The following is a 20156-nucleotide window of genomic DNA, read 5'->3' on the forward strand; positions in this document are numbered from 1 at the left end:
TCAAAGAATCGGACCGAAGAGGTTATTGTGCTGGAGATCGAAGAAGAGACTGGGCTGATCCGCGTTAAAGCCGGCGGAACCCTTGAAAGCTCGGACTACGACCGCTTCGTACCCCTGTTCGAGCGCGTTGCTGCGCAAGAGCAGGGAGCGGTCCCGATGGTCATCGAGCTCGGGCCGGATTTCTTGGGATGGGACCTTGGCGGAATCTGGCGCGACCTCCGCTTCGACGTGAAGCACAAGGACCAGTTCGGCCGTATCGCCATCATCGGCACAAGAGACTGGCACGGATGGGCCACCAAACTATCCAACGTTCTCTTCCCGCCGGCCGAAATGCGCTGTTTTGATCCGGATGCCGGAGGGCGCGCCGAACGCTGGGCGCGGACCGGTGCCAAAGGTGAGGGGAAAATCGAATGAGCGAAACCGACCTCGATCTCGGCTCCGCCGACAAGCGCCGTACCCTGTGGATCGTCCTTTGGCTCAACGTCGCCATCGCAGTCGGCTTCTTCATCACCGGCGCGATAGGGGATTCCAACGCGCTGATTGCGAACGGCCTCGATAATACGTCCGACGCGGTGGTCTATGGGCTGACCTTATTTGCCCTCACCCGCTCGCGAGTGTGGAAGCGCGGGGCGGCGCGCGTTTCCGGTTTCATGCTCCTGATCTTTGCGGTCGGCGTCGTCCTGGATGCCATACGCCGTTTCCTCGAAGGATCGGAGCCTGCCGGCGTAATGATGATGGCGATGGCTGCCATCGCAGCGATTGTGAACCTTCTTTCGCTCTACCTGCTTAAGAAACTGCAGAACCGCGACGTGAACCTGCGCGCGGCCACTACCTTCAGTTTCAACGATTTCGTGGCCAACGGCGGCATCATCATTGCCGGTGTCGTCGTGCTTTTCACCGGTGCCAACTGGCCCGATCTTGTTGTCGGCATCGCAGTTGCCTGTATTGCGCTTTATGGCGGCATCGAGATCCTCCGCGATGCGCACATGGACATTCACGAGGAGAGGGGCACCAAACACCGCGGTTTCTGGAAAAAATGACAGCGGTCTGGGCAGGGGTTCTTCTAGCCGCCGTGTGGGCAGCGCACTGGGGCGCGGAACGGCTGTCTGGGCCCCTCAAAAAGCTTCGCAAGCAGTGGGGCTTCTCGGTTGCCGCGGGTGGCTCCTTTCTGGGCATCGCCGCAGCTTCGCCGGAAATCGGCATCAATCTCACGAGTGCGGCGCGCGGCGTCTCCGAGATCGGACTGGGCGCTATGCTCGGCTCGAACGTCCTCGCCATCCCGCTGATGGTGGCGACTGCCTACCTTGCCACCCGCAAGTCCGGCTTGAAGGAAACAGGGAGCAAGGATCACGAAGAGCACCGGCGAAAGCACTATGTTGCAGTCGATGAGGATGCCGTCACCGTCCAGGCGCTTCCTTATCTCGGCATCCTTGCCGTCTTCGCTCTGCTGACGCTGCCCGCCGCGTGGCGGGGCCTGCAACCGATCGATGGCTGGCTGCTGCTGATCGCCTATCTGGCCTACCTCGTCCAAGCTCTGGTGCGCGGCCGCGAGCAAGGCGAGAACGTCGATTGGAGCCGCAAGGAACGGTGGATGGCGATCGCAGGCGTCAGCGCTCTTGCAGTCGGTGCCTATTTCACCGTTTTCTCCAGCGAGAAGATCATCAGCGCACTGGGCATCCCCAATGTGGTGGGGGGCCTCTTCATCACTGCCACTGTCGCAGCCTTGCCGGAGGTCTTCGCAACTTGGAGCGTCGCCCGCTCCGGCCAGGTCACCTCGGCCAGCACCAGCGTGATTGGCGATCATGCGGTGACGATGACGCTCGCCTTTATACCGCTCACGATCATCGGCACGCCGATCGAGGATTTCCGCCTCTTCTGGGTCAGTCTGGCGTTCGTCGCGCTGATGCCGGTACTCTATGCGATGTTCATCCACTTTTCGGGCGAGCGGGCGAGGGGATTCCATCGCTGGACGATTTTCGGCTTCGCCGCGGCCTACGCAGCGTTCGTCGCGGTAGTCGTGTTCTGGGTGCAGCCGTTTCAAGGATCGGGAGGCGGAGCATGAGCAGCTGAGACGTGCTCTCCACGCGAACTTAACGATCAGCTGTTTCCGCCCGCTCAGCGTCGAGGAGCACCGAGCGTTAATTGAGCCTGCTGTAGCGGCGTCTATGGAGCAGCCAAAACGAGCTCATGCGCGCTCGGGCACTGTCAGCCCTGCGCCAGCTCCCGGCGCGCCTGTGTGAAGACTTCGCTGCTGCCCCAGATGGCGAGGCCGGCCATGATGCCGGCGACAAGCAAGTCGGGCCACGCCTGCCCGGTGCCGAACACGCCCAGCGCGGCGGCAAGCACGGCGATGTTGCCGAGCGCATCGTTGCGCGAGCAGATCCAGACAGAACGCATGTTTGCGTCGCCTTCGCGATATCGGAACAGCAGCAGCGCGACCGCCGCATTGACGAGCAGCGCCAGCGTGCCGATCAGTCCCATCGTCTGCGGCTCCGGGCTCGAGCCGACAGCCAGGCCATAGATCGCAAAGCCGATCACCCACAGGCCGAAGGCGAGCATCGTGGCGGCTTTGAGCAATGCCGCTTTCGCTCGCCAGGCCAGAGCCATGCCCGCAACACCGAGACTGATCGCATAGTTGGCTGCATCGCCGAAGAAGTCGAGCGCATCGGCCTGGAGCGCGCGGGAATCGGCTGCGATACCCGCGACGATCTCCACCACAAACATTCCGGCGTTCGCTATCAGAGCGATCCACAGGATCAGCCGCCAGCGCGGATTGTTGTGCGCGCTGGGGTCGGTATCTGTCGTCTGGCAGCAGGACTTGCCCATGCCGCTCTCCTTGCAACGTTCGAGTCGCAGGGACATATGCACCTTGTAGCAGCTACAAGGTCAAGCCATGCGTATCGGCGAACTGGCGCAAGCAACCGGCACCAAGGCGGAGACGATCCGCTATTACGAGCGCGCAGGGATCCTGCCTGCCGCGGACCGCACCGACAGCAACTATCGCGACTACTCCGACGAGCATTTGGCGACGCTGACGTTCGTTCGGCGGGCCCGCGCGCTCGGCTTCAGCATGGCGCAGGTGCGTGAATTGCTGGCGTTGTCCGATCACGACGACAAGCCCTGCGAGAATGTCGACCAGCTTGTCCGGCAACAGCTGAGTGAGGTCGACAGCAAGATCGCCGATCTGACCGCGCTGCGTGAGGAATTAGGCCAGTTGCTACAATCCTGTGAGGCGGACCGTATCGGCGATTGCCGAATTGTAGAGAGCTTGAGTGCTTCGCGCGCCAGACCATAGCCAGCGCCGAAGGTCGCTTCTCGAAACCTGCAAAGGCCTGGATGCATGGTAAGAGAGATCAACTGGCGGTCGATATGTCAATTTCGGACAGGAAAGCGCCGGCAATCTAGGTGGCTGAAGAATAGTGCCTGACCGCGAAATCGCCAAGCGAAGCGGATCGTTCGATGCTCAATGTGATGGGGCCTCCGCGATGGCACCGATGACCTGGCAATCGGCCATGCGGCCGCCGTCGCAGTTGGCGGCCACTCTCTCCAGCTCACGCCGCATCAGCATCAGACGAGACATCCTCGCTTCTACAGCGAGAAGATGACGGCGTGCGATCGCAGCCGCCGCTCCGCAATCGAGGTCCGAGTGCTCCGAGAGAGCAATCAGTGACTTCAGCTCCTCCGTTGAAAAACCAAGGTCACGCCCGTTCCGTATGAACTTCAGGCGCTTTACATCCGCTTCGCTATAGGTGCGGCGGCCGGAATCGGTACGCGCCGCCTTCGGCATCAAGGCGATATCCTCGTAAAAGCGGATGGTGTTGACCTTGACGCCAGTGCGCCTCGCCAGCTCGCCGATCATCAGCATCGCCATAAGTCTTGATCCTCCAGTGACTGGAGGATGTATCCTGTGCCTTCTTGAGTCAATCGTCAGGAAGGCCGGATGGACCCCACGAACTTCACGCCGGCACTGGGCCGGCCAAAACTGACCGGCGCATACGATCTCGCCATCAGGCTGCTCACGCGCGAAATGACATGGCGCTCAGCCCTGCTCGACCAGCTCGCCCCCTCCGGGGACGATGTGATCCTGGACGTCGGCTGCGGCACCGGGACGTTCGCTTTGCTCATCAAGGAGGCGGTGCCGAACGCGCGAGTTGTCGGACTAGATCCGGATCCCGCGGTGTTGGAGATCGCCGCCGGCAAGGCATGTCAAGCGGGCGTCGAGATCGAGTGGCGACAGGCGTTCGCGCATGAAGCGGATCGATATGGCGACAACTTCACAAAGGTCATCTCGAGCCTTGTCTTCCATCAAGTGCCAATGGAGGAAAAGAGGCGCGGGATCGCAGCCATGGTCGGTGCGGTAAGACCCGGCGGCGAAGTCCATATCGCCGACTATGCGCGACAGCGCTCCAGACTCATGCGCGCATTGTTCGGCTTGGTGCAGCGCTTGGACGGGTTTGAGAACACAGAACCGAACGCTCGCGGAGCAGTGGAGGCGATCCTCGCTGATCTCGAGCCTCACAGCGGCCGCCCGCGCCGGGTCGTCCGCACGCCGACGGGGGAGATCAGCCTGTTTCGCCTCAAAGTAGGACCTGCGGTTGCAATAGAGGCTTGCTCCTCCAGTGACTGGAGGTTCTAGAGAGGCGTCATGACAGAATCGAAAGGAGAAACCGGCTGCGGCTGCCACGGGGATACAAATAGAGCTGCCGTCGATCCCGCCTATCGCCGCGCGCTCTGGATTGTCGTCATCCTTAATGCCGGGTTCGGGATCATTGAACTGTTTGGCGGCTTCCTTGCGAACAGCCAGGCACTGAAGGCGGACTCGCTCGATTTCCTGGGCGACGGGTCGATCACCTTTATCGGGCTGCTCGCGCTGGCCTGGTCCGCGTCCACTCGCGCCAAGGTTGCGCTCACCCAAGGCCTATTCCTCGCGTTGCTCGGTGTATGGGTGCTCGGGATGGCCGCATGGCGCGCAATGAACGCCATCCCGCCCGAAGCGGAGCTGATGGGCGGCATCGGGATCGCGGCTCTGGCTGTAAACGTCACGGCTGCTCTCGTCCTGGCCCGCTTCCGTGACAGCGGCGATGCCCAAGCGCGAGCAATTTGGCTGTTCTCGCGCAACGATGCGATCAACAATGTCGCGGTCGTCATAGCCGCCGGCCTGGTCTACTGGCTGCAGAGCGCTTGGCCCGATCTAGTCGTCGCAGCCATCATCGCCGTCGTCTTCCTTCACTCGGCCTGGGAGATCATCCGTGGCGCCAGGCGGGAGCTTGCGGAGGAACGATGAGGCTCAAAAGACCCTTCGCGCCGGAGCCTGAACCTGCAGCTCGTCTGCGCTGCGACACGTGCGACGATCGTGTCCTTTCGTACAAACAACCATGCGAGATCGACAGGTACAACCCGTCGATAGCGACCGCGCTGGGACTTTGGCGAACAGCTCGCATGCCCAGCTGCGCCGGCTGGTTCGCACCTGCGTGACCTTGGCTCCGGCCGCCCATTTTGCAATTGATTATCAGTCGCATCGTTTATAAGAGTTTTCCATGTCCGATCGCAGTTTGCCTTCCTGGGGCCGCAATGGCCGAGTGCTTGTCCTCATCGTTGTTCTCCTCCTAAGCGTTGTGGCTTCTGGCGCAGCGCGCGCTGGCGCACCCGGAGTTGCGACTACCTGGCGAATGCTCGACTATGTGGCTGTCGACTACGGCGCAGCGGTTACCGACGGTAAGGTGTCCAACCAGTTCGAATACGACGAGATGATCGAGTTCTCTGCGTCGGTCGCCGAGCGGATCGGCAGCCTTCCGGCCAGTCGGAACAAGAGCGTTCTCCAGGAACGCGCCAGAGAATTGAGGGAAGCCATTGCGGCCAAGCGGTCGGCCGGCGAAGTCGCACAACTGGCGCGCAGTCTTGCCGCCGCCCTGCTCGCGGAACACCCGGTCCCGCTCGCCCCCGGCGAGGCGCCTGACCTGACGCGTGCAACAACTTTGTTCGCCCAGAACTGCGCCGCGTGCCACGGAGCGTCTGGCGAGTCTCCGCCGTCGCAGCTGATGAACATCGATCCCCCTCCGATCGACTTCACCGATCAGGAGCGCGCGCGGGAGCGCAGCGCGTTCGGGCTCTACCAGGTCATCACCCAGGGTCTTGAAGGCACGACCATGCCGAGCTTTGCTTCCCTCCCGGATCAGGATCGATGGGCGCTGGCTCTCTACGCTGGCGGCATAGCCTTCCCGCACGAAGCAGAAGGCCAGCGCATCTGGGAGGAGAACGCCGAAATCCGCCGTCTCGTACCTGATCTCGAAGCGCTGGTCGCCTTGACACCAGCGGCGTTGGCGCAGCAGATCGGGGGCGACCGGGCGTTTGCCGTAATGGCTTACTTGCGAGCCAATCCGCAGGTTGTGGAGACGGCCGAAGGCTCGGGGTCACTGGATTTTGTTCGCCAGAAACTGCGGGAAAGCCTTGCGGCATACGAACGGGGGGACCGCGCACAGGCCAATGAACTTGCCCTCTCCGCCTATCTCGATGGGTTCGAACCGCTTGAAGCGGTTCTGTCTACCCGCGACGGAGATCTGATGCTGCAGGTTGAGCAAGCGCTTAGCGGCTTTCGCGCGAGCATCAACTCTGGTGTTCGGCCAGCGGACCTACGCCGCGAGCTCATGGAGATCGATCCACTGCTGGACCGGGCGGAGACCGCCTTGTCGCCCGAAGCGGCGACAGACATTTCGACGTTCCTCGGCGCCTTCACGATCCTGCTGCGCGAGGGGCTCGAGGCGCTGCTGGTGGTGATAGCGATGATTGCGTTTGTCCGGAAGTCGGAGCGAACCGAGGTCATGCCCTACGTCCACGGTGGGTGGATTGCTGCCCTGCTCGCCGGTGTGGTCACCTGGGCCGTTGCAACCTACTTCGTGACCATAAGCGGCGCCAGCCGTGAGCTTACCGAAGGGTTCGGCGCGCTGCTGGCGGCCGTGGTGCTCGTCTCGGTCGGCATCTGGATGCACGGGAAAAGCCAGGCCGACGAGTGGCGGCGGTACATCCAGGAAAAGATGGGCAAGGCTCTTTCGCGCCGGTCTGCCTGGTTCCTGTTCGGGCTCGCCTTCGTGGTGGTCTACCGCGAGGTGTTCGAGACGATCCTGTTCTACGCGGCCTTGTGGAATCCTCAGAACAGCGGGACCATTCTTGCCGGTGCGCTGTCGGCACTCGTCGTACTCGCGGTCCTCGCCTGGATCATGCTCCGCTACAGTCGGAAACTGCCAATTACCCAGTTCTTCAGGTACAGTGCGTGGCTCATCGCGGTCCTCGCCGTTGTACTCGCCGGCAAGGGAGTAGGCGCGCTTCAAGAAGCGGGAATGCTGGGCGTAACCCTCCTCGAAGGTTTCCCACGGGTCGATTTGATTGGGTTCTATCCAGCCGTCGAGCCGATTGCTGCGCAGGTGATCACCGCAGGAATCCTGTTTTTCGGGTTTCGGAGCAGCGGAGGCCAGCGAAGAGCTGCCGCGATGCAAGCCTAGTCAAGAAGATGAATGGCGGCGCTCGGTACATCGGTGCGAGCTTGCCCGGTGCTAATCTGCGCGCGCAGGCTTGTCGCCCGAACGATTACTTTGGATCGGCGCCGTGTCGCGATGTGTTTCCTCTGATGCGGCGGGCAGCAGCCATGGGTGGCGCGTTGCAAAAAACGACAAAAGCGACGCCGAGTCCCTAGTTCACTCCCATCCTGCGCGTCATCCACAGTGCCACCGTAGGAACGATGATCCACATGGCCACCGGGACCGCACCTATATCTAAGATGGGCACGAGCGGCATGGCCGGACTGTAGGTCCACCCCCAGTCGCTTCGCACGGCCAGCATCTCAATGGCCGCCGTGACGCTGAGGCCAATGATCAGATAGGCTACGAAGCGGGAAACCGGCCACGCGAGCAGCCAGGGAGTCTTTCCGCTGCCGATCGAAGCCCCGAGATACGCTGCCACCATGATTCCGGCATCGCCCAGCGCTGCAAGAGCGCAGCGACGCGCAGCCGCAGCAGGATTAAGATCGCCGGTCTCATAGAAGGGAAGTTGCAGCATTTCCCACGCAAACGCGATGAGCACTCCGAATATGGCGAGCCAAAGAGCGGGATGCGCGCCGCGCCAGGTCATTCGTTGTGGATCTCGAGTGCTGCGGTCCAGAGCCAGTGTCTCCTGTTCAAGTTCTAAAGTGCCCGAGAGTTCGATCCCCGGTCCCTGTGCTGCTCGACAAGCATCTTAAACGACGAAGCGATCCCAGCTCCCGTAATGCTCGTCGCTCCGTCGGCCTCTCGGCAGGCTCAATCCTATCAGCAATGCTCCGAGCACAGTACCAATGATGTCGCTCGTGATGCTGGTGCTTCCGTCCATCAGCCAGGGAGCCGCCATCAGCCAGAGGCCAAATGCTACGTTCAGAAAACGCAGCGGTCTTGCGACTTCCGCCATCGCTATCACTGCGACCGTGACGACGAGCGCCCCCACCACATGATCGCTGTCGGCCAGAGGTGGTTCTGTGCCGAGAACGAGCCTTGAAAACATGAGGAAAGCGCCGATCAGCACACTAATGGTCAATGTCCAGGGGACCGTGACCCCGCGCGCCGCCGAACCGAGGCTCGCCGCGAGCGGCGCATCGAAGCCGGGATGGGTGTCCTTGCTACCGCCCGGAAGCGCGTCGCCGCGGAAGAAAGAACGCCAGAACGGTTGCCCGCGCCGCGTGTTCAGGACGAGGAACTGGCCCATCGCGACCAGCTCGTCGAGCGAGTAGGGTATCATGATCAGCATCGCGGCGGCCGCCATGAGGCAGATCGTGCAGTAAGTTCCGATCATGATCGGCTGGATGATGATGAAGTAGATGCTGATCACGCCCAGCGGCACCACGACGATGCCGAACAGCGTCACCATCCACGGCATGGTCCGCCAGCGGGCGCGGCCGCCCATCACGCCCATCAAGATCTCGAACATGTAGCTCATCGCGCCGATACCGCCGTCGGCCACCGGCCAGGCCTTCGAGACGTCGGACGTGATGATGTATTCGGTGCCGTTGAGCGCAGTGGGCGAGGCGAAGAAGGGCTCCCAAACCACGTCGATATGGCCAAGCTGATACGCCGTCAGAATGCGCGACAGGAAGAACCCGACGGCGCCGAGAGCAATGATAGGCATGCGCTGGACATAGGTCGAAGGCGAATAGGTCCAGCCCGGCGGCACGTCGCTGTCGTCCATCATGCCCTCCGGCGCCATGCCCGGCATCATCGGCACCAGGATGGTGAAAGCGATCACCAGCGCGCCGATGAAGGTGTCGTTGGCATAGACGGCCGCATCGGGCGTCCAGAACAGCAGCGGGGCGCCGAGCAGCCAGATGCCGATGCAGGTGTTCGCCCATTGCGCCCAGCCTCCGCGCGGCGAGAGCGAGATGGCCGCAAAGACCATGATCAGGATGCCGCTCACGACATCGTTCCAGGCTGTCAGCCAGCTCCGCAGCGCCGGATCCCAGAGATTGCGATCCTCCGTCACACGCATGACCGCCGAGTTGAATTCGCTCTGGTCGAAGGTTCCGAAGACGAAGGGTGTGGTCGCGAGCCAGAGGCCGAGCGCCATGGTCAGCCAATGAACCCACAGCATGCTGAAGTGCATCTTGCGCATGTGGCTGGAATGGTCCGCCCGCGCGTCCTCACCCAGTTCGCGAGGCCTTGCCTCTTCGGCATCGTCGAAATTGCTGCCGGCGACCCGCGCAGCATTGAGCTTGTTCTCGCGGTACCAGGCCGGAGGGTCGGCTTTCAGCCCCTCGACGATCCGCGGGAGCGTGGTCCTCAGCTTGTGCTGCGGTGTCCAGTCCAGTTTTTCTCGTGCGTTGCTCAGATCGAGTTCGTAGTGATCGTCTGAAATGTCCACCATCCAAGGGCGGATGAAGGCCTCCTCGCCGAGCAATTCGTTTTCGACCCAAGCCCCCGTTTCGGCCAAACCCTTCGGGACCGAGCGGGTCGTCCAGTCCTCGTCGTGGATCAGGCGACCCAGCGCCTTTTGCAGATCGCCGTACGACATCACGTCGTCTTCGCCGAGAAGGACGGGCCATTCCTCCGGCAAGTCGCCTCGGCGGTCGACGATCCGCTCTAACGCATCGAGCAGGTCATCGAGATGCAGATAGGGCTGGCCAGTGTCGAGATCGCCGGGATAGACGCGGGCGCTGGGCCGCTTCTCGTAGATGCGTGCGACCTGCTGTGCGAGGAACGCCGAATGGCCTTCGTCGTCGTAGACGCCCGCAGGCCGTACGAAGACCGCATCAATGTCGCCGCGTTGCTCGCGGATCCGTTGTTCTGTGCGGACTTTCGATTCCCGGTAGGGGAGGTGCGTATCAAGCGGCGAGGCCTCGTCGATCAGCTTGCCGCGCTCGACCGGCGCGTGGACCAGCATCGTGCTGACGAACACGAACTGGTCGATATCGAAATCCTGCAGCGCATCGAGCAGCCGGCCAGTCCCCTTGACCGTTACTTCGTCATATTCGGAATTAGGTTCGCCTGTGAGATCGAAGTACGCGGCCAGATGAATGAAGGAGGCAATTCTGGAGCCATAGGCAATGCGAACGCGTTCGAAGGCCGCATCGATGCTCGCCTGGTCGGTGACATCGACACAAACGCACTCGGCTTCCGCCGGCGGGTGCGGCGACGCATCGCGATCGAAGCCGATCACGCGATAGCGAGCTGCGAGCTTCTTTACGATCGAGGAGCCGATGTAGCCGCTCGAACCGGTGACGATTACGACAGGACTGTCGGAACTTTCATTCAAGATGTGATCCTTCCTCCGACTTTCTGCGACGCGCGGTCTTCCCCTTTATACCATAGCGCTGGCAGCTTGAGCACGCACGGGGACTGCGGACGTTCCTTCTGCTACGGATTGGCGGCCTGTTTCCCCCTCAAATCTGGCATGACTTATCGGGACCGGCTTCGGCATGTGCTTCGTCTCGAGGCCACTTTGGCGCTTCGGTCCAAGGTGAGGGTCCGCATCCGCTGGGCGATCGGACAAACCGCCGCAGACGGCCAACGGGTCGTCCTTCAAACCGGAACCGAGCGCGATGGCGCTTCATTCTCTTGTCGTATCGAAACTCGAATTTCTGGAAAGCAGGAGACACGACATGCAAGCGCAAGACGTAATGACCGGTAATCCCGCATGCTGCCGGCGCTCGAGCAGCGTAAAAGAGGCAGCGAGTCTCATGGTTGATAACGATTGCGGCGAAATCCCTGTCGTCGATGACGATGGCTCACTCGTCGGCGTGGTCACCGATCGCGACATCGCCTGCCGCTGCGTCGCACAGGGCAAGGGTTCCGACACTCCGGTCGAGGAAGTCATGTCGGCTTCCCCCGTGACGGTGGGGCCAGAGGCAAGCGTGGACGAATGCTGCAGCAAGATGGAGGCGAACCAGATCCGCCGCCTTCCCGTTGTCGATCGCGAAGGAAAGTGCTGCGGCATCGTTTCGCAGGCCGATATCGCCCGTCACGCCGATAAAAAGGAAACCGGCGACCTCGTGCGGGAGGTTTCGGAACCAACGCTTTAAGCCGCGAGCGGCTGCTGCTGACAGAGACTTAAGGCTGCAAGCGTTCGAGCGCATGGCGCAGGCGGTCGGCCGACTTGCACTTGGCTGGTAGCCGGACTATTTGCCTCGAGTGAGATTTCTTCGCGCCTTGGCATTTATATGTTTCAGCTTCGGCCTGTTCGTTCAGGTTGCGGCCCAGGCGGCTGTTCCGCAGAGCGAGCCGGCGGAGATGGCGGAATGCGCCGAGATGGCGCAGGCGACGGCTGAGCACGGCATGGGCAGCCAGGATGAATCCGATCGCGAAGGGCCTTGCCCGGACATGACGCTCGATTGTCTTGTCGCCATGAATTGCCTGCCGCCGCTGGCGCTTTCAGGTGGTGGTTCAATGCAGACAGCGCCGTTCCCGGCCGCCGCATCTTATCTCACCCGCGCCGCTGTTCGGCTCGTAAGCGAACCGGTGCGGCCGGAGTCGCCGCCTCCACAAACCAGCCTCACCGTCTAGTTTTCGAACGGCGGCGCGCAGCGTCGCTAAGCGAGCTGGCTGGATGACTGCGTCTGTGCCCCGCGGCACGACCGCGATGGCATGTGCATCGTCTTACCGGCCCGCTCTGAACGAGCGAGGTTTATCCAATGTCTTGGCGGATTTGCTGGGTGCCTTTGGCAGCCATGATCGCCGCGCAGGCTGCACAGGCGCAGCCCGTCGGCTACGAGGAAGCGCTTGAAGGCGCGCGGACGGAGCAGCCCGTTCTGGAGGCGGGCGCGTTGCGCGTGGAAGCAAGGCGGGTGGCGGCGGATGCTGTCGACGAGCTGCCCGATCCGCGCTTGCGCGCTGGCGTCATGAATTTGCCGGTCACCGGGCCAGCCGCGTTCGAGATCGAGCGCCAGCTTCCGACCCAGATCGCGGTCGGCATCGAGCAGGAAATCCCAAACCTCGCCCGCCGCCGCGCACGGTCCGGTCTCGCCAGTTCGGAGATCCGGCTCGCCGAAGCGCGTCTCGGCATGGCGGAACGCAATATTCTCGCTGATGCCGGAGGCGCCTGGATCAGCCTTTATTATGCACAGCGCCGGATGGATCTTGCGCGCACCGCGCAGGCCGACCTTCGGGAGTTCGTTCCGGTCGCCAACAGTGCGGTCGCATCGGGATCGGCAAGGCCCGCCGAGAGCTTGGTGATCCGGCGCGAACTGCTCGAGATCGAGGACGCCATAACTGCCATCGAGGCAAGCCGCGAAACGGCGCAGGCTCGCCTTTCGCGCTATATAGCCGCTGCCCAGCCTGTCGCGCAGGGCATCGCTCCCAGCGCCGATGTGGATCCGGGACGGCTACGGCGTGACCTGGAAACCAACCCCGAACTCTTGCTTGCGGACGCCGAGAGTGAGCGGTCCGAAGCAGGCGTCCAGTTGGCTCGTTCCGAAAAGCGACCCGACTTCGGCGTGAGCGTGACCTACGGCCGCAGAAACCCCGATTTCGGCGATGTCGTGTCGGTTATGGGCTCGGTCACGCTGCCGATCTTCACCGATCGGCGCCAGAACCCGCGTATCGCGGCAGCCGAGGCGGACGCAGCTGCTGCGCTGGCCGAGCGGGACGACCGTCTGCGCGCTGTCACTGCCCGGTTCGAGGCCGACCTTGCCGCCTGGCGCAGCGCGGTGCGGCAATGGGAGCGGGCGCGCGACGAGCTTCTCCCGCTCGCACGTGATCGGAGCGCACTCGAGACGGCCAGCTTCGCCGCCGGCCGCGCCGATCTCGTCGACGTGATCGCGTCAAAATCTGCGCTAGCACTTCTCGAACTCGAGATTCTCGAACGCGAGCAGGCCGCGGTCGAGGCGGCTGCGACGCTGCGACTTACCTACGGGGAGGACAGGCCGTGAGAGCTGTGTTCGAACGTCTGACGCCGCGCCAGCGCTCTTATGCGGCGGCGGCCGGTATTGCTTTGATTAGCCTAGGGGCCGGTTACGGTCTGTCGATGCTCGGCGAAGGTGGCGGTGCTAATGATGATGCTGCTGCCGAAACCGGATGCGAGGAAGTCCTTTACTGGTACGATCCGATGGTGCCCGACCAGCGCTTCGACGAGCCGGGCAAATCTCCGTTCATGGACATGCAGCTGGTCCCGAAATGCGCCGGAGGCGAGGCGCAGGGCGGCGAAGGAGTCAGCATCGATTCCACGATGGTGCAGAATTTCGGGATCCGCACCGCCGAGGTCGAATTCGGCGTGCTGGAGCCGGAGACGACGGTTACCGGCACGCTCGCCTATAACGGGAGCGAAGTCGCAATCGTCCAGCCACGCGCGGGCGGCTATGTCCAGCGGACCTACGGCCACGCCCCGCAAGACCTGATCGCCAGGGGCGCGCCGATCGCCGATCTTCTGGTTCCCGAATGGGGCGGCGCGCAAAACGAATATCTGGCCGTCGCCGCGACCGGGGACCAAGCCTTGACCCGGGCCGCTCGTGAACGTCTGCGCCTGCTCGGCATGCCGGATTCGGTGATTTCTTCGGTCGCACGAAGCGGCAGGCCGCAGTCTACGATTACAGTCACCGCGCCGCAATCCGGGGCGATCACTGCCCTTGGTGTGCGGCCGGGCATGACGGTCATGGCCGGTCAGACTCTCGCGGAAATCAGCGGCTACAGTCCGATCTGGCTCGAGGCGGCGGTGCCAGAGGCGCTGGCGGGGAGCGCCCGCGTTGGACAGCCGGTAAGCGCGACCCTCACCGCTTTTCCCGGCGAACGCTTCGCCGGCCGGATCATCGCCATCCTGCCCAGCGCGCAGGATGCCAGCCGGACGATCACCGTGCGCGCGGCGATGCCCAATCCCGGGCTGCGTCTGAAGCCGGGAATGTTCGCGCAGGTCACGCTTGCGCCCGAGCGGCAACAGGCATTGCTGGTTCCCTCCGAAGCCGTGATCCGCACCGGAGAACGCACCCTGGTGATGATCACTCAGGAGCGTGGGGGCTACCGCCCTGCCGAGGTCCGGATCGGACGCGAAGCAGGCGGTCGGACCGAAGTGCTTGCGGGGCTCGCGGCGGGCGAAGAGGTGGTCGTTTCGGGCCAGTTCCTGCTCGACTCCGAGGCCAGCCTTGCCGGTATCGATGTGCGCACCATTGACGAAGCGCCATCGACCGTCGGCGAAGGCGAAACGCAGAACGACGCGGATGGGCCGCGGACCTATCGCGCCACCGGCACGATCGAGCGGATCACTGCCCGCGGTGTCACCTTGCGGCACGGGCCGGTGCCCGCGCTCGAATGGCCGGCCATGACGATGGGGTTCGCCACCGAGGCTCCGGCGCAGCTGCGCGGGTTTCAACGCGGCGACCGGGTTGCCTTCACCTTTGTCCAAGCCAGAAGCGGACCTAAAATCGTCTCGATCCGGAAGACCGGCGAATGATCGCGCGGATCATCGACAGTTCGATTGCCAACCGCCTTTTCGTGGTTCTGGCTGCAATCGGTCTGGCGCTCGCCGGCTTCTGGGCAGTGCGGACCACTCCGGTCGATGCGCTGCCTGATCTCTCCGACGTGCAGGTGGTGATCCGCTCGAACTATGCCGGGCAGGCCCCGCGCATCATCGAGGACCAGGTCACCTATCCGCTGGCCACGACGATGCTTTCGGTTCCGGGAGCGAAGACCGTGCGCGGCTATTCATTCTTCGGCGACAGCTATGTCTATGTCATTTTCGAGGACGGGACCGATCTCTACTGGGCGCGTTCGCGCGTTCTGGAATATCTCAACCAGGTCCAGAACCGTCTGCCCGAAGGCGTCGAGAGTACGCTCGGCCCGGATGCGACCGGGGTCGGGTGGATCTACGAATATGCGCTGGTGGATCGCAGCGGAGGGCACGATCTTGCAGGGCTGAGAAGTCTGCAGGACTGGTTCCTGCGCTACGAACTTAAGACCATTGCCGGCATTGCCGAAGTCGCTAGCGTCGGCGGCATGGTCAAGCAGTATCAGATCGTGCTCGACCCCTATCGCATGGCCTCGCTCGGCGTGACCCACGCCGAGGTGGTGAGCGCGGTCCAGGCAGGCAACCAGGAGACAGGCGGCTCCATCGTAGAGATGGGCGAAGCCGAATTCATGGTCCGCGCGTCGGGCTACCTCGGGAGCCTGGAAGATTTTCGCGTCATACCGCTGCGCACCGAAGCGGGCGGCGTTCCGGTCACGCTGGGCGATGTCGCCAATGTCCAGATCGGACCCGAACTGCGGCGCGGCATCGCCGAACTGAACGGCGAGGGCGAAGTCGCGGGCGGGATCGTTATCCTGCGGCAGGGCGCCGACGCCCGCGGGGCGATCGAGGCGGTGGAAGCGAAGCTCGACCAGTTGCAGGCGAGCCTGCCCGAAGGCGTCGAGATCGTGACGACCTACGATCGCTCGCAGCTGATCGACGCCTCGGTCGAAAACCTGACCACCAAGCTGATCGAGGAGTTTATCGTCGTCGCGCTCGTATGCCTGCTGTTCCTGTGGCACGCGCGCTCGGCGCTCGTGGCAGTCGTTACACTGCCGCTCGGCGTCCTCGCAGCCTTTCTCGTGATGCGCTTCCAGGGCGTCAACGCCAACATCATGTCGCTGGGCGGCATCGCTATTGCGATCGGCGCGATGGTCGATGCGGCGGTGGTGATGATCGAGAATGCGCACAAGCATATCGAGCGCTGGACCGAGGAGAACCCGGATACCGTGCTTTCGGTTCAGGAGCGCTGGCGCATCGTCGCCGATGCATCGAAGGAGGTCGGGCCGGCGCTGTTCTTCAGCCTGCTGATCATCACGCTTTCGTTCCTGCCGGTCTTCACCCTGCAGGCGCAGGAGGGACGGCTGTTCGCCCCGCTCGCCTTTACCAAGACCTATGCCATGGCGGCGGCGGCGATTCTGTCGATCACGCTGGTGCCGGTTCTGATGGGCTGGCTGATCAGGGGCAAGATTCCCGCCGAAGACAGCAATCCGATCAACAGGGCGCTGACCCGCGCTTACCGGCCCGGGCTCGATTGGGTGATGCGCCGTCCGAAGGCAACGCTGGTCATCGCCGGGCTGATCTTCGCCACGACGCTCGTTCCTTTCTCGCGTCTTGGCGGCGAGTTCCTGCCCCCGCTCGACGAGGGCGATCTACTCTACATGCCGAGCGCGCTTCCCGGTCTGTCTCCAGGCGAGGCCTCGGCTCTGCTTCAGCGGACCGACCGCCTGATCAAGACGGTGCCCGAAGTCGACACCGTCTTCGGCAAGGCCGGCCGCGCCGACACGGCCACCGATCCGGCGCCGCTGACGATGTTCGAGACCACGATCCGCTTCAAGCCGCGCGAGGAATGGCGCGAGGGCATGACGACGGACAAGCTGGTCGAGGAGCTCGATCGCGTGGTGCGGGTGCCGGGTCTCGCCAACGTGTGGGTGCCCCCCATCCGCAACCGCATCGACATGCTCGCAACCGGCATCAAGAGCCCGATCGGGGTCAAGGTCTCAGGCGAGGATCTGGGCGAGATCGAGCGCGTTGCGCTCCAGGTCGAGCGGATAGCCAAGCAGGTACCGGGGGTAAGCTCGGCTCTGGCCGAAAGGCTGTCTGGCGGCCGCTATGTCGATGTCGATATCGATCGCCTGGAAGCTGCCCGCTACGGCCTCAACATCGCCGACGTGCAGCAGATAGTCTCGGGCGCGATTGGTGGCGCGAATGTCGCGCGCACGGTGGAGGGGCTGGCCCGCTATCCGGTCAACGTGCGCTATCCGCGCGAGATCCGCGACAGCGTCGATGAACTGCGCAATCTTCCGGTACTCACCCCTGCGGGACAGCAGATCACGCTTGGCACCGTCGCCGATGTCCGGGTGACCAGCGGCCCGCCCATGCTCAAGAGCGAGCAGGGACGCCCGACCAGCTTCGTCTACATCGATGTACGCGGGCGCGATCTGACCTCGGTGGTGAGCGACTTGCAGGAGGCGATCGCGGCCGAGGTCGATCTGCCCGCAGGCGTCAGCCTGTCTTACGCCGGGCAGTTCGAATATCTGACCCGCGCCTATGAACGCCTGAAGATCGTTGTGCCCGCGACGCTCGCGATCATCTTCCTGCTGCTTTATCTTATCTTCCGCCGCTTCGACGAGGCGCTGCTGATCATGGGTACGCTCCCATTTGCGCTGACCGGCGGGTTCTGGCTGCTCTACCTGATGGGGTACAACCAATCGGTCGCGACGGCCGTGGGGTTCATCGCGCTCGCAGGCGTTTCAGCAGAGTTCGGCGTGGTCATGCTGATTTACCTGAAAGCCGCGCTGGAACGCCGGGAGGGCGATCTAGGTGCCGACGAGGTATCGGCAGCGATCCGCGAAGGCGCGCTGCTGCGCGTGCGGCCCAAGGCGATGACCGTGGCCGTCATCCTCGCCGGCCTTTTTCCGATTCTCATCGGCACCGGCGCCGGGTCCGAAGTGATGAGCCGTATCGCGGCCCCGATGATCGGCGGGATGATCACCGCCCCACTGCTTTCGATGTTCGTACTTCCTGCCGCCTATCTGATGATGCGGCGTCCCCGGACCAAACAGTCCAAACCCCTCGAAGGAGAAGAAGAATGCGTATTACAACCCTCATGACACTATTGGCAGCGCCGCTGGCGCTCGCCGCCTGTGGATCCGGTGACGATGCAGAAATGATGGACGACACGGCCATGGCGGACGGCCAGATGGCAGGCGGACAGATGCCGATGGACGATGGCAACATGCCGATGATGGGATCGGACGGCGCGATGCAGAGCGCCTCAGCCGAAGGAACCGTCACCGCCATCGATGCCGATGAGGGAACGATCACCATCGATCACGGCGCAGTCCCTTCGATCGAATGGCCGGCCATGACGATGGGCTTCGAAGCCGACGAACAGCTGCGTAATGACGTGGCGGTTGGCGATAAAGTCTCGTTCGAATTTGCCACTGGAGAAAGTGGCAGCTCGATCACCTCGATCACCAAGAAGTAATATGTGAGCCGGCTCCGGCAGTATCCCGGGGCCGGTATCACGGGAGAAGTACTATGATGAATGGTGATACGCCGTCCGCCATGATGGGGATCATGGGGCTGATCTGCTTGTTGCTGATCGTCCTGATGGTTTTGGGCATCGCTGCACTGATCAAGTATCTTCGGAGCAAATAGAATGGACGGGTGGGTCATCACGACCGGTCTCGACCGACGCGCCTTGCTGAGAAGAGCCGGAACAGCTGCTGCCGGTCTCATGGCTTTGCCATTGTCGGCCTGCGAAGCGAGGAACTCGCTGCTTGGTTCCGATGGAGTCGGTGCCAATTCGCTTTTCATTCCGCAGCGCGACCAGGGAACCGTCGAACAGGGCGAGCGGGTATTCCGACTGTCAGTATCCGCAAGGCAGAAGGAATTCGTTCCCGGCGTCGCTTCGCCCACGATTGGGGTAAACGCGCCCTACCTTGGCCCGACACTGGAAATGCGCCGCGGCGAGCGGGTTCGGTTGCATATCGACAACGAACTGCCAGAGGGCGCGACGGTCCACTGGCATGGTTTCGAGCTTCCCGCCGCAGCTGACGGCGGACCGCACCAGCTGATCCGTCCAGGCGCACGCTGGAGCCCGACCTTCGAAGTTCGCCAGCGCGCTTCGCTCTACTGGTATCACTCGCATCTGCATCGCGGTACGGGACCGCAGGTCTATGCGGGGCTCGCCGCCCCGATCTACGTCCGCGATGACGAGGAAGACGCACTCGATCTGCCGAGCGGATACGGCATCGACGATATCCCGCTGATCGTCCAGGACCGCCTGCTCGATAGCTCCGGCAGGCTGCTCTATCCGCAGAACATGCATGCACAGATGATGGGCGTGCGTGGAGACCGTATCTTTGTGAACGGTACTCAGAACGCAGTGTTCGACGCGGGAACCGGCCTGTTGCGCCTGCGCATCCTCAATGGTTCGAATGCGCGCTTCTACCATTTCTCGCTCGCCGGTGGGCAGACCATGCAATTGGTCGCGAGCGATGGCGGCCTTCTCCAACGCCCCCATCCGACCCGGTCGCTCAGGCTCGCCCCGGGAGAACGCGCGCAGGTTATCGTCGACCTTTCCGAGGGTCGCCCGCTCAGCCTGGTCGCCACCAGCCCGGACAATTCGATGGGTATGATGGGCGGGGACGGCGGCGGCATGATGGGGGGAGGCATGATGAATCGAGGCCGTGAGGGCGGCGGCGCTGACAAGGTCTTCCGGATTCTCGAAATCAGGCCGCAGGGCGCAGCCCGATCGGCCGCTTTGCCAGCGCGGCTGGCTTCGTTTGCCGTGCCCGATACGTCGGTGGCTGTCCGCACGAGGAGATTTGTTCTCGACATGGGCATGATGGGCGGCGGCATGTCGATCAACGGCGCGAGCATGGACATGAACGTGATCAACGAGCGCGTACCCGTCGGGCAGTGGGAGATCTGGGAAATCGCCAATGCCTCGATGATGGCGCACCCCTTTCACATCCATAACGCGCAGTTCCGCGTGATCGATCGCGACGGGCGCGCGCCGCCGCCGCCGGAAACGGGGTTCAAGGATACGGTCGTCGTCAATCCTCGCGAGCAGGTGCGCGTGCTGCTGCGCTTCGAGGAACATACCGATCCGGACCTGCCTTACATGTATCATTGCCACATTCTCGAACATGAGGACGCAGGCATGATGGGGCAGTTCGTCGTGGTGAAGAGCTAGGAAGGAGTTC

At 63.0% G+C, this 20156-nt stretch carries 18 protein-coding genes; 14 read left to right on the plus strand and 4 right to left on the minus strand.

All coding sequences use genetic code 11. The features are described 5' to 3' along the window. Nucleotides 1–27: 27 nt before the first annotated feature. From ACQ5J0_RS07995 to ACQ5J0_RS08005, 3 genes are read left to right on the plus strand one after another with little or no spacing between them, the layout of a single operon-like run. Nucleotides 28–414, plus strand: a complete 387-nt coding sequence (locus ACQ5J0_RS07995; RefSeq protein ID WP_462566934.1) for a SpoIIAA family protein — start codon at nucleotides 28–30, stop codon at nucleotides 412–414. Continuing rightward, nucleotides 411–1040, plus strand: a complete 630-nt coding sequence (locus ACQ5J0_RS08000; protein ID WP_299309614.1) for a cation diffusion facilitator family transporter — start codon at nucleotides 411–413, stop codon at nucleotides 1038–1040. The genes ACQ5J0_RS07995 and ACQ5J0_RS08000 overlap by 4 nt, the downstream gene beginning before the upstream one ends. 32 nt (nucleotides 1041–1072) lie before the next feature. Then, nucleotides 1073–2062: a sodium:calcium antiporter gene (locus ACQ5J0_RS08005; protein ID WP_462566935.1), complete on the plus strand. Its 990-nt coding sequence runs from the start codon at nucleotides 1073–1075 to the stop codon at nucleotides 2060–2062. Nucleotides 2063–2205: 143 nt separating this feature from the next. Here the strand turns inward: ACQ5J0_RS08005 and ACQ5J0_RS08010 are convergent, their stop codons facing one another. Then, complete coding sequence (locus ACQ5J0_RS08010; protein ID WP_299309616.1) at nucleotides 2206–2826, minus strand: cation efflux transmembrane domain-containing protein; 621 nt, start codon at nucleotides 2824–2826, stop codon at nucleotides 2206–2208. 67 nt (nucleotides 2827–2893) lie between these two features. Between ACQ5J0_RS08010 and ACQ5J0_RS08015 the strand changes: the two genes are divergently transcribed. Beyond that, entirely contained in the window at nucleotides 2894–3295 is a 402-nt protein-coding gene (locus ACQ5J0_RS08015) for a MerR family transcriptional regulator (protein WP_299309617.1), read from the plus strand. Between the two features lie 168 nt (nucleotides 3296–3463). Here ACQ5J0_RS08015 and ACQ5J0_RS08020 read toward each other — a convergent pair whose 3' ends face one another. Continuing rightward, complete coding sequence (locus ACQ5J0_RS08020) at nucleotides 3464–3871, minus strand: MerR family transcriptional regulator (RefSeq protein WP_462566936.1); 408 nt, start codon at nucleotides 3869–3871, stop codon at nucleotides 3464–3466. Between the two features lie 69 nt (nucleotides 3872–3940). On the opposite strand from ACQ5J0_RS08020, the gene ACQ5J0_RS08025 reads away from it, so the two are divergent. The 3 genes from ACQ5J0_RS08025 to ACQ5J0_RS08035 all read left to right on the plus strand — a co-directional run bounded on the left by ACQ5J0_RS08025 (nucleotide 3941) and on the right by ACQ5J0_RS08035 (nucleotide 7496). Continuing rightward, the gene (locus tag ACQ5J0_RS08025; protein ID WP_462566937.1) at nucleotides 3941–4636 is read left to right on the plus strand and encodes a class I SAM-dependent methyltransferase; all 696 of its coding nucleotides are present in this window, start codon (nucleotides 3941–3943) and stop codon (nucleotides 4634–4636) included. A gap of 9 nt (nucleotides 4637–4645) precedes the next feature. Then, nucleotides 4646–5284 carry a cation efflux transmembrane domain-containing protein gene (locus ACQ5J0_RS08030; RefSeq protein ID WP_462566938.1) on the plus strand — a complete coding sequence of 213 codons (639 nt, stop codon included), beginning with the start codon at nucleotides 4646–4648 and terminating at the stop codon, nucleotides 5282–5284. A gap of 253 nt (nucleotides 5285–5537) precedes the next feature. Continuing rightward, nucleotides 5538–7496 (plus strand): FTR1 family protein, encoded by a 1959-nt coding sequence (locus ACQ5J0_RS08035; protein ID WP_462566939.1) that lies wholly within the window; start codon nucleotides 5538–5540, stop codon nucleotides 7494–7496. Between the two features lie 187 nt (nucleotides 7497–7683). Here ACQ5J0_RS08035 and ACQ5J0_RS08040 read toward each other — a convergent pair whose 3' ends face one another. Together ACQ5J0_RS08040 and ACQ5J0_RS08045 are read right to left on the minus strand one after the other, a co-directional pair. Further along, nucleotides 7684–8121: a hypothetical protein gene (locus ACQ5J0_RS08040; RefSeq protein WP_462566940.1), complete on the minus strand. Its 438-nt coding sequence runs from the start codon at nucleotides 8119–8121 to the stop codon at nucleotides 7684–7686. Nucleotides 8122–8226: 105 nt separating this feature from the next. After that, a complete protein-coding gene (locus ACQ5J0_RS08045) occupies nucleotides 8227–10767 on the minus strand; it encodes an NAD-dependent epimerase/dehydratase family protein (RefSeq protein WP_462566941.1) in 2541 nt (846 codons plus the stop codon). Between the two features lie 346 nt (nucleotides 10768–11113). On the opposite strand from ACQ5J0_RS08045, the gene ACQ5J0_RS08050 reads away from it, so the two are divergent. From ACQ5J0_RS08050 to ACQ5J0_RS08080, 7 genes are all read left to right on the plus strand, one after another. Next, nucleotides 11114–11533 carry a CBS domain-containing protein gene (locus ACQ5J0_RS08050; RefSeq protein ID WP_462566942.1) on the plus strand — a complete coding sequence of 140 codons (420 nt, stop codon included), beginning with the start codon at nucleotides 11114–11116 and terminating at the stop codon, nucleotides 11531–11533. 109 nt (nucleotides 11534–11642) lie between these two features. Continuing rightward, nucleotides 11643–12014, plus strand: coding sequence for a hypothetical protein (locus tag ACQ5J0_RS08055; protein ID WP_462566943.1), 372 nt, complete (start codon nucleotides 11643–11645; stop codon nucleotides 12012–12014). 149 nt (nucleotides 12015–12163) lie between these two features. Next, nucleotides 12164–13378: a TolC family protein gene (locus tag ACQ5J0_RS08060; RefSeq protein ID WP_462566944.1), complete on the plus strand. Its 1215-nt coding sequence runs from the start codon at nucleotides 12164–12166 to the stop codon at nucleotides 13376–13378. After that, nucleotides 13375–14889 (plus strand): efflux RND transporter periplasmic adaptor subunit, encoded by a 1515-nt coding sequence (locus ACQ5J0_RS08065; RefSeq protein WP_462566945.1) that lies wholly within the window; start codon nucleotides 13375–13377, stop codon nucleotides 14887–14889. Before ACQ5J0_RS08060 ends, ACQ5J0_RS08065 begins: the two co-directional genes overlap by 4 nt. Continuing rightward, complete coding sequence (locus ACQ5J0_RS08070; RefSeq protein WP_462566946.1) at nucleotides 14886–18053, plus strand: efflux RND transporter permease subunit; 3168 nt, start codon at nucleotides 14886–14888, stop codon at nucleotides 18051–18053. The genes ACQ5J0_RS08065 and ACQ5J0_RS08070 overlap by 4 nt, the downstream gene beginning before the upstream one ends. Next, nucleotides 18032–18430, plus strand: coding sequence for a copper-binding protein (locus ACQ5J0_RS08075; protein ID WP_462566947.1), 399 nt, complete (start codon nucleotides 18032–18034; stop codon nucleotides 18428–18430). Before ACQ5J0_RS08070 ends, ACQ5J0_RS08075 begins: the two co-directional genes overlap by 22 nt. A gap of 252 nt (nucleotides 18431–18682) precedes the next feature. Further along, nucleotides 18683–20146: a multicopper oxidase family protein gene (locus tag ACQ5J0_RS08080; RefSeq protein WP_462566948.1), complete on the plus strand. Its 1464-nt coding sequence runs from the start codon at nucleotides 18683–18685 to the stop codon at nucleotides 20144–20146. Nucleotides 20147–20156 lie beyond the last annotated feature (10 nt).

The sequence above is a fragment of the Qipengyuania sp. SM2512 genome, assembly GCF_054954005.1.

What these genes read in the sequence shown, in the direction of transcription:
- ACQ5J0_RS08000 (WP_299309614.1), top strand. Translation starts at nt 411, where the DNA reads ATGAGCGAAACCGACCTCGATCTCGGCTCCGCCGACAAGCGCCGTACC.
- ACQ5J0_RS08040 (WP_462566940.1), bottom strand. Translation starts at nt 8,121, where the DNA reads ATGACCTGGCGCGGCGCGCATCCCGCTCTTTGGCTCGCCATATTCGGA.
- ACQ5J0_RS08050 (WP_462566942.1), top strand. Translation starts at nt 11,114, where the DNA reads ATGCAAGCGCAAGACGTAATGACCGGTAATCCCGCATGCTGCCGGCGC.
- ACQ5J0_RS08025 (WP_462566937.1), top strand. Translation starts at nt 3,941, where the DNA reads ATGGACCCCACGAACTTCACGCCGGCACTGGGCCGGCCAAAACTGACC.
- ACQ5J0_RS08030 (WP_462566938.1), top strand. Translation starts at nt 4,646, where the DNA reads ATGACAGAATCGAAAGGAGAAACCGGCTGCGGCTGCCACGGGGATACA.
- ACQ5J0_RS08035 (WP_462566939.1), top strand. Translation starts at nt 5,538, where the DNA reads ATGTCCGATCGCAGTTTGCCTTCCTGGGGCCGCAATGGCCGAGTGCTT.
- ACQ5J0_RS08080 (WP_462566948.1), top strand. Translation starts at nt 18,683, where the DNA reads ATGGCTTTGCCATTGTCGGCCTGCGAAGCGAGGAACTCGCTGCTTGGT.
- ACQ5J0_RS08015 (WP_299309617.1), top strand. Translation starts at nt 2,894, where the DNA reads ATGCGTATCGGCGAACTGGCGCAAGCAACCGGCACCAAGGCGGAGACG.
- ACQ5J0_RS08075 (WP_462566947.1), top strand. Translation starts at nt 18,032, where the DNA reads ATGCGTATTACAACCCTCATGACACTATTGGCAGCGCCGCTGGCGCTC.
- ACQ5J0_RS08070 (WP_462566946.1), top strand. Translation starts at nt 14,886, where the DNA reads ATGATCGCGCGGATCATCGACAGTTCGATTGCCAACCGCCTTTTCGTG.
- ACQ5J0_RS08010 (WP_299309616.1), bottom strand. Translation starts at nt 2,826, where the DNA reads ATGGGCAAGTCCTGCTGCCAGACGACAGATACCGACCCCAGCGCGCAC.
- ACQ5J0_RS08020 (WP_462566936.1), bottom strand. Translation starts at nt 3,871, where the DNA reads ATGGCGATGCTGATGATCGGCGAGCTGGCGAGGCGCACTGGCGTCAAG.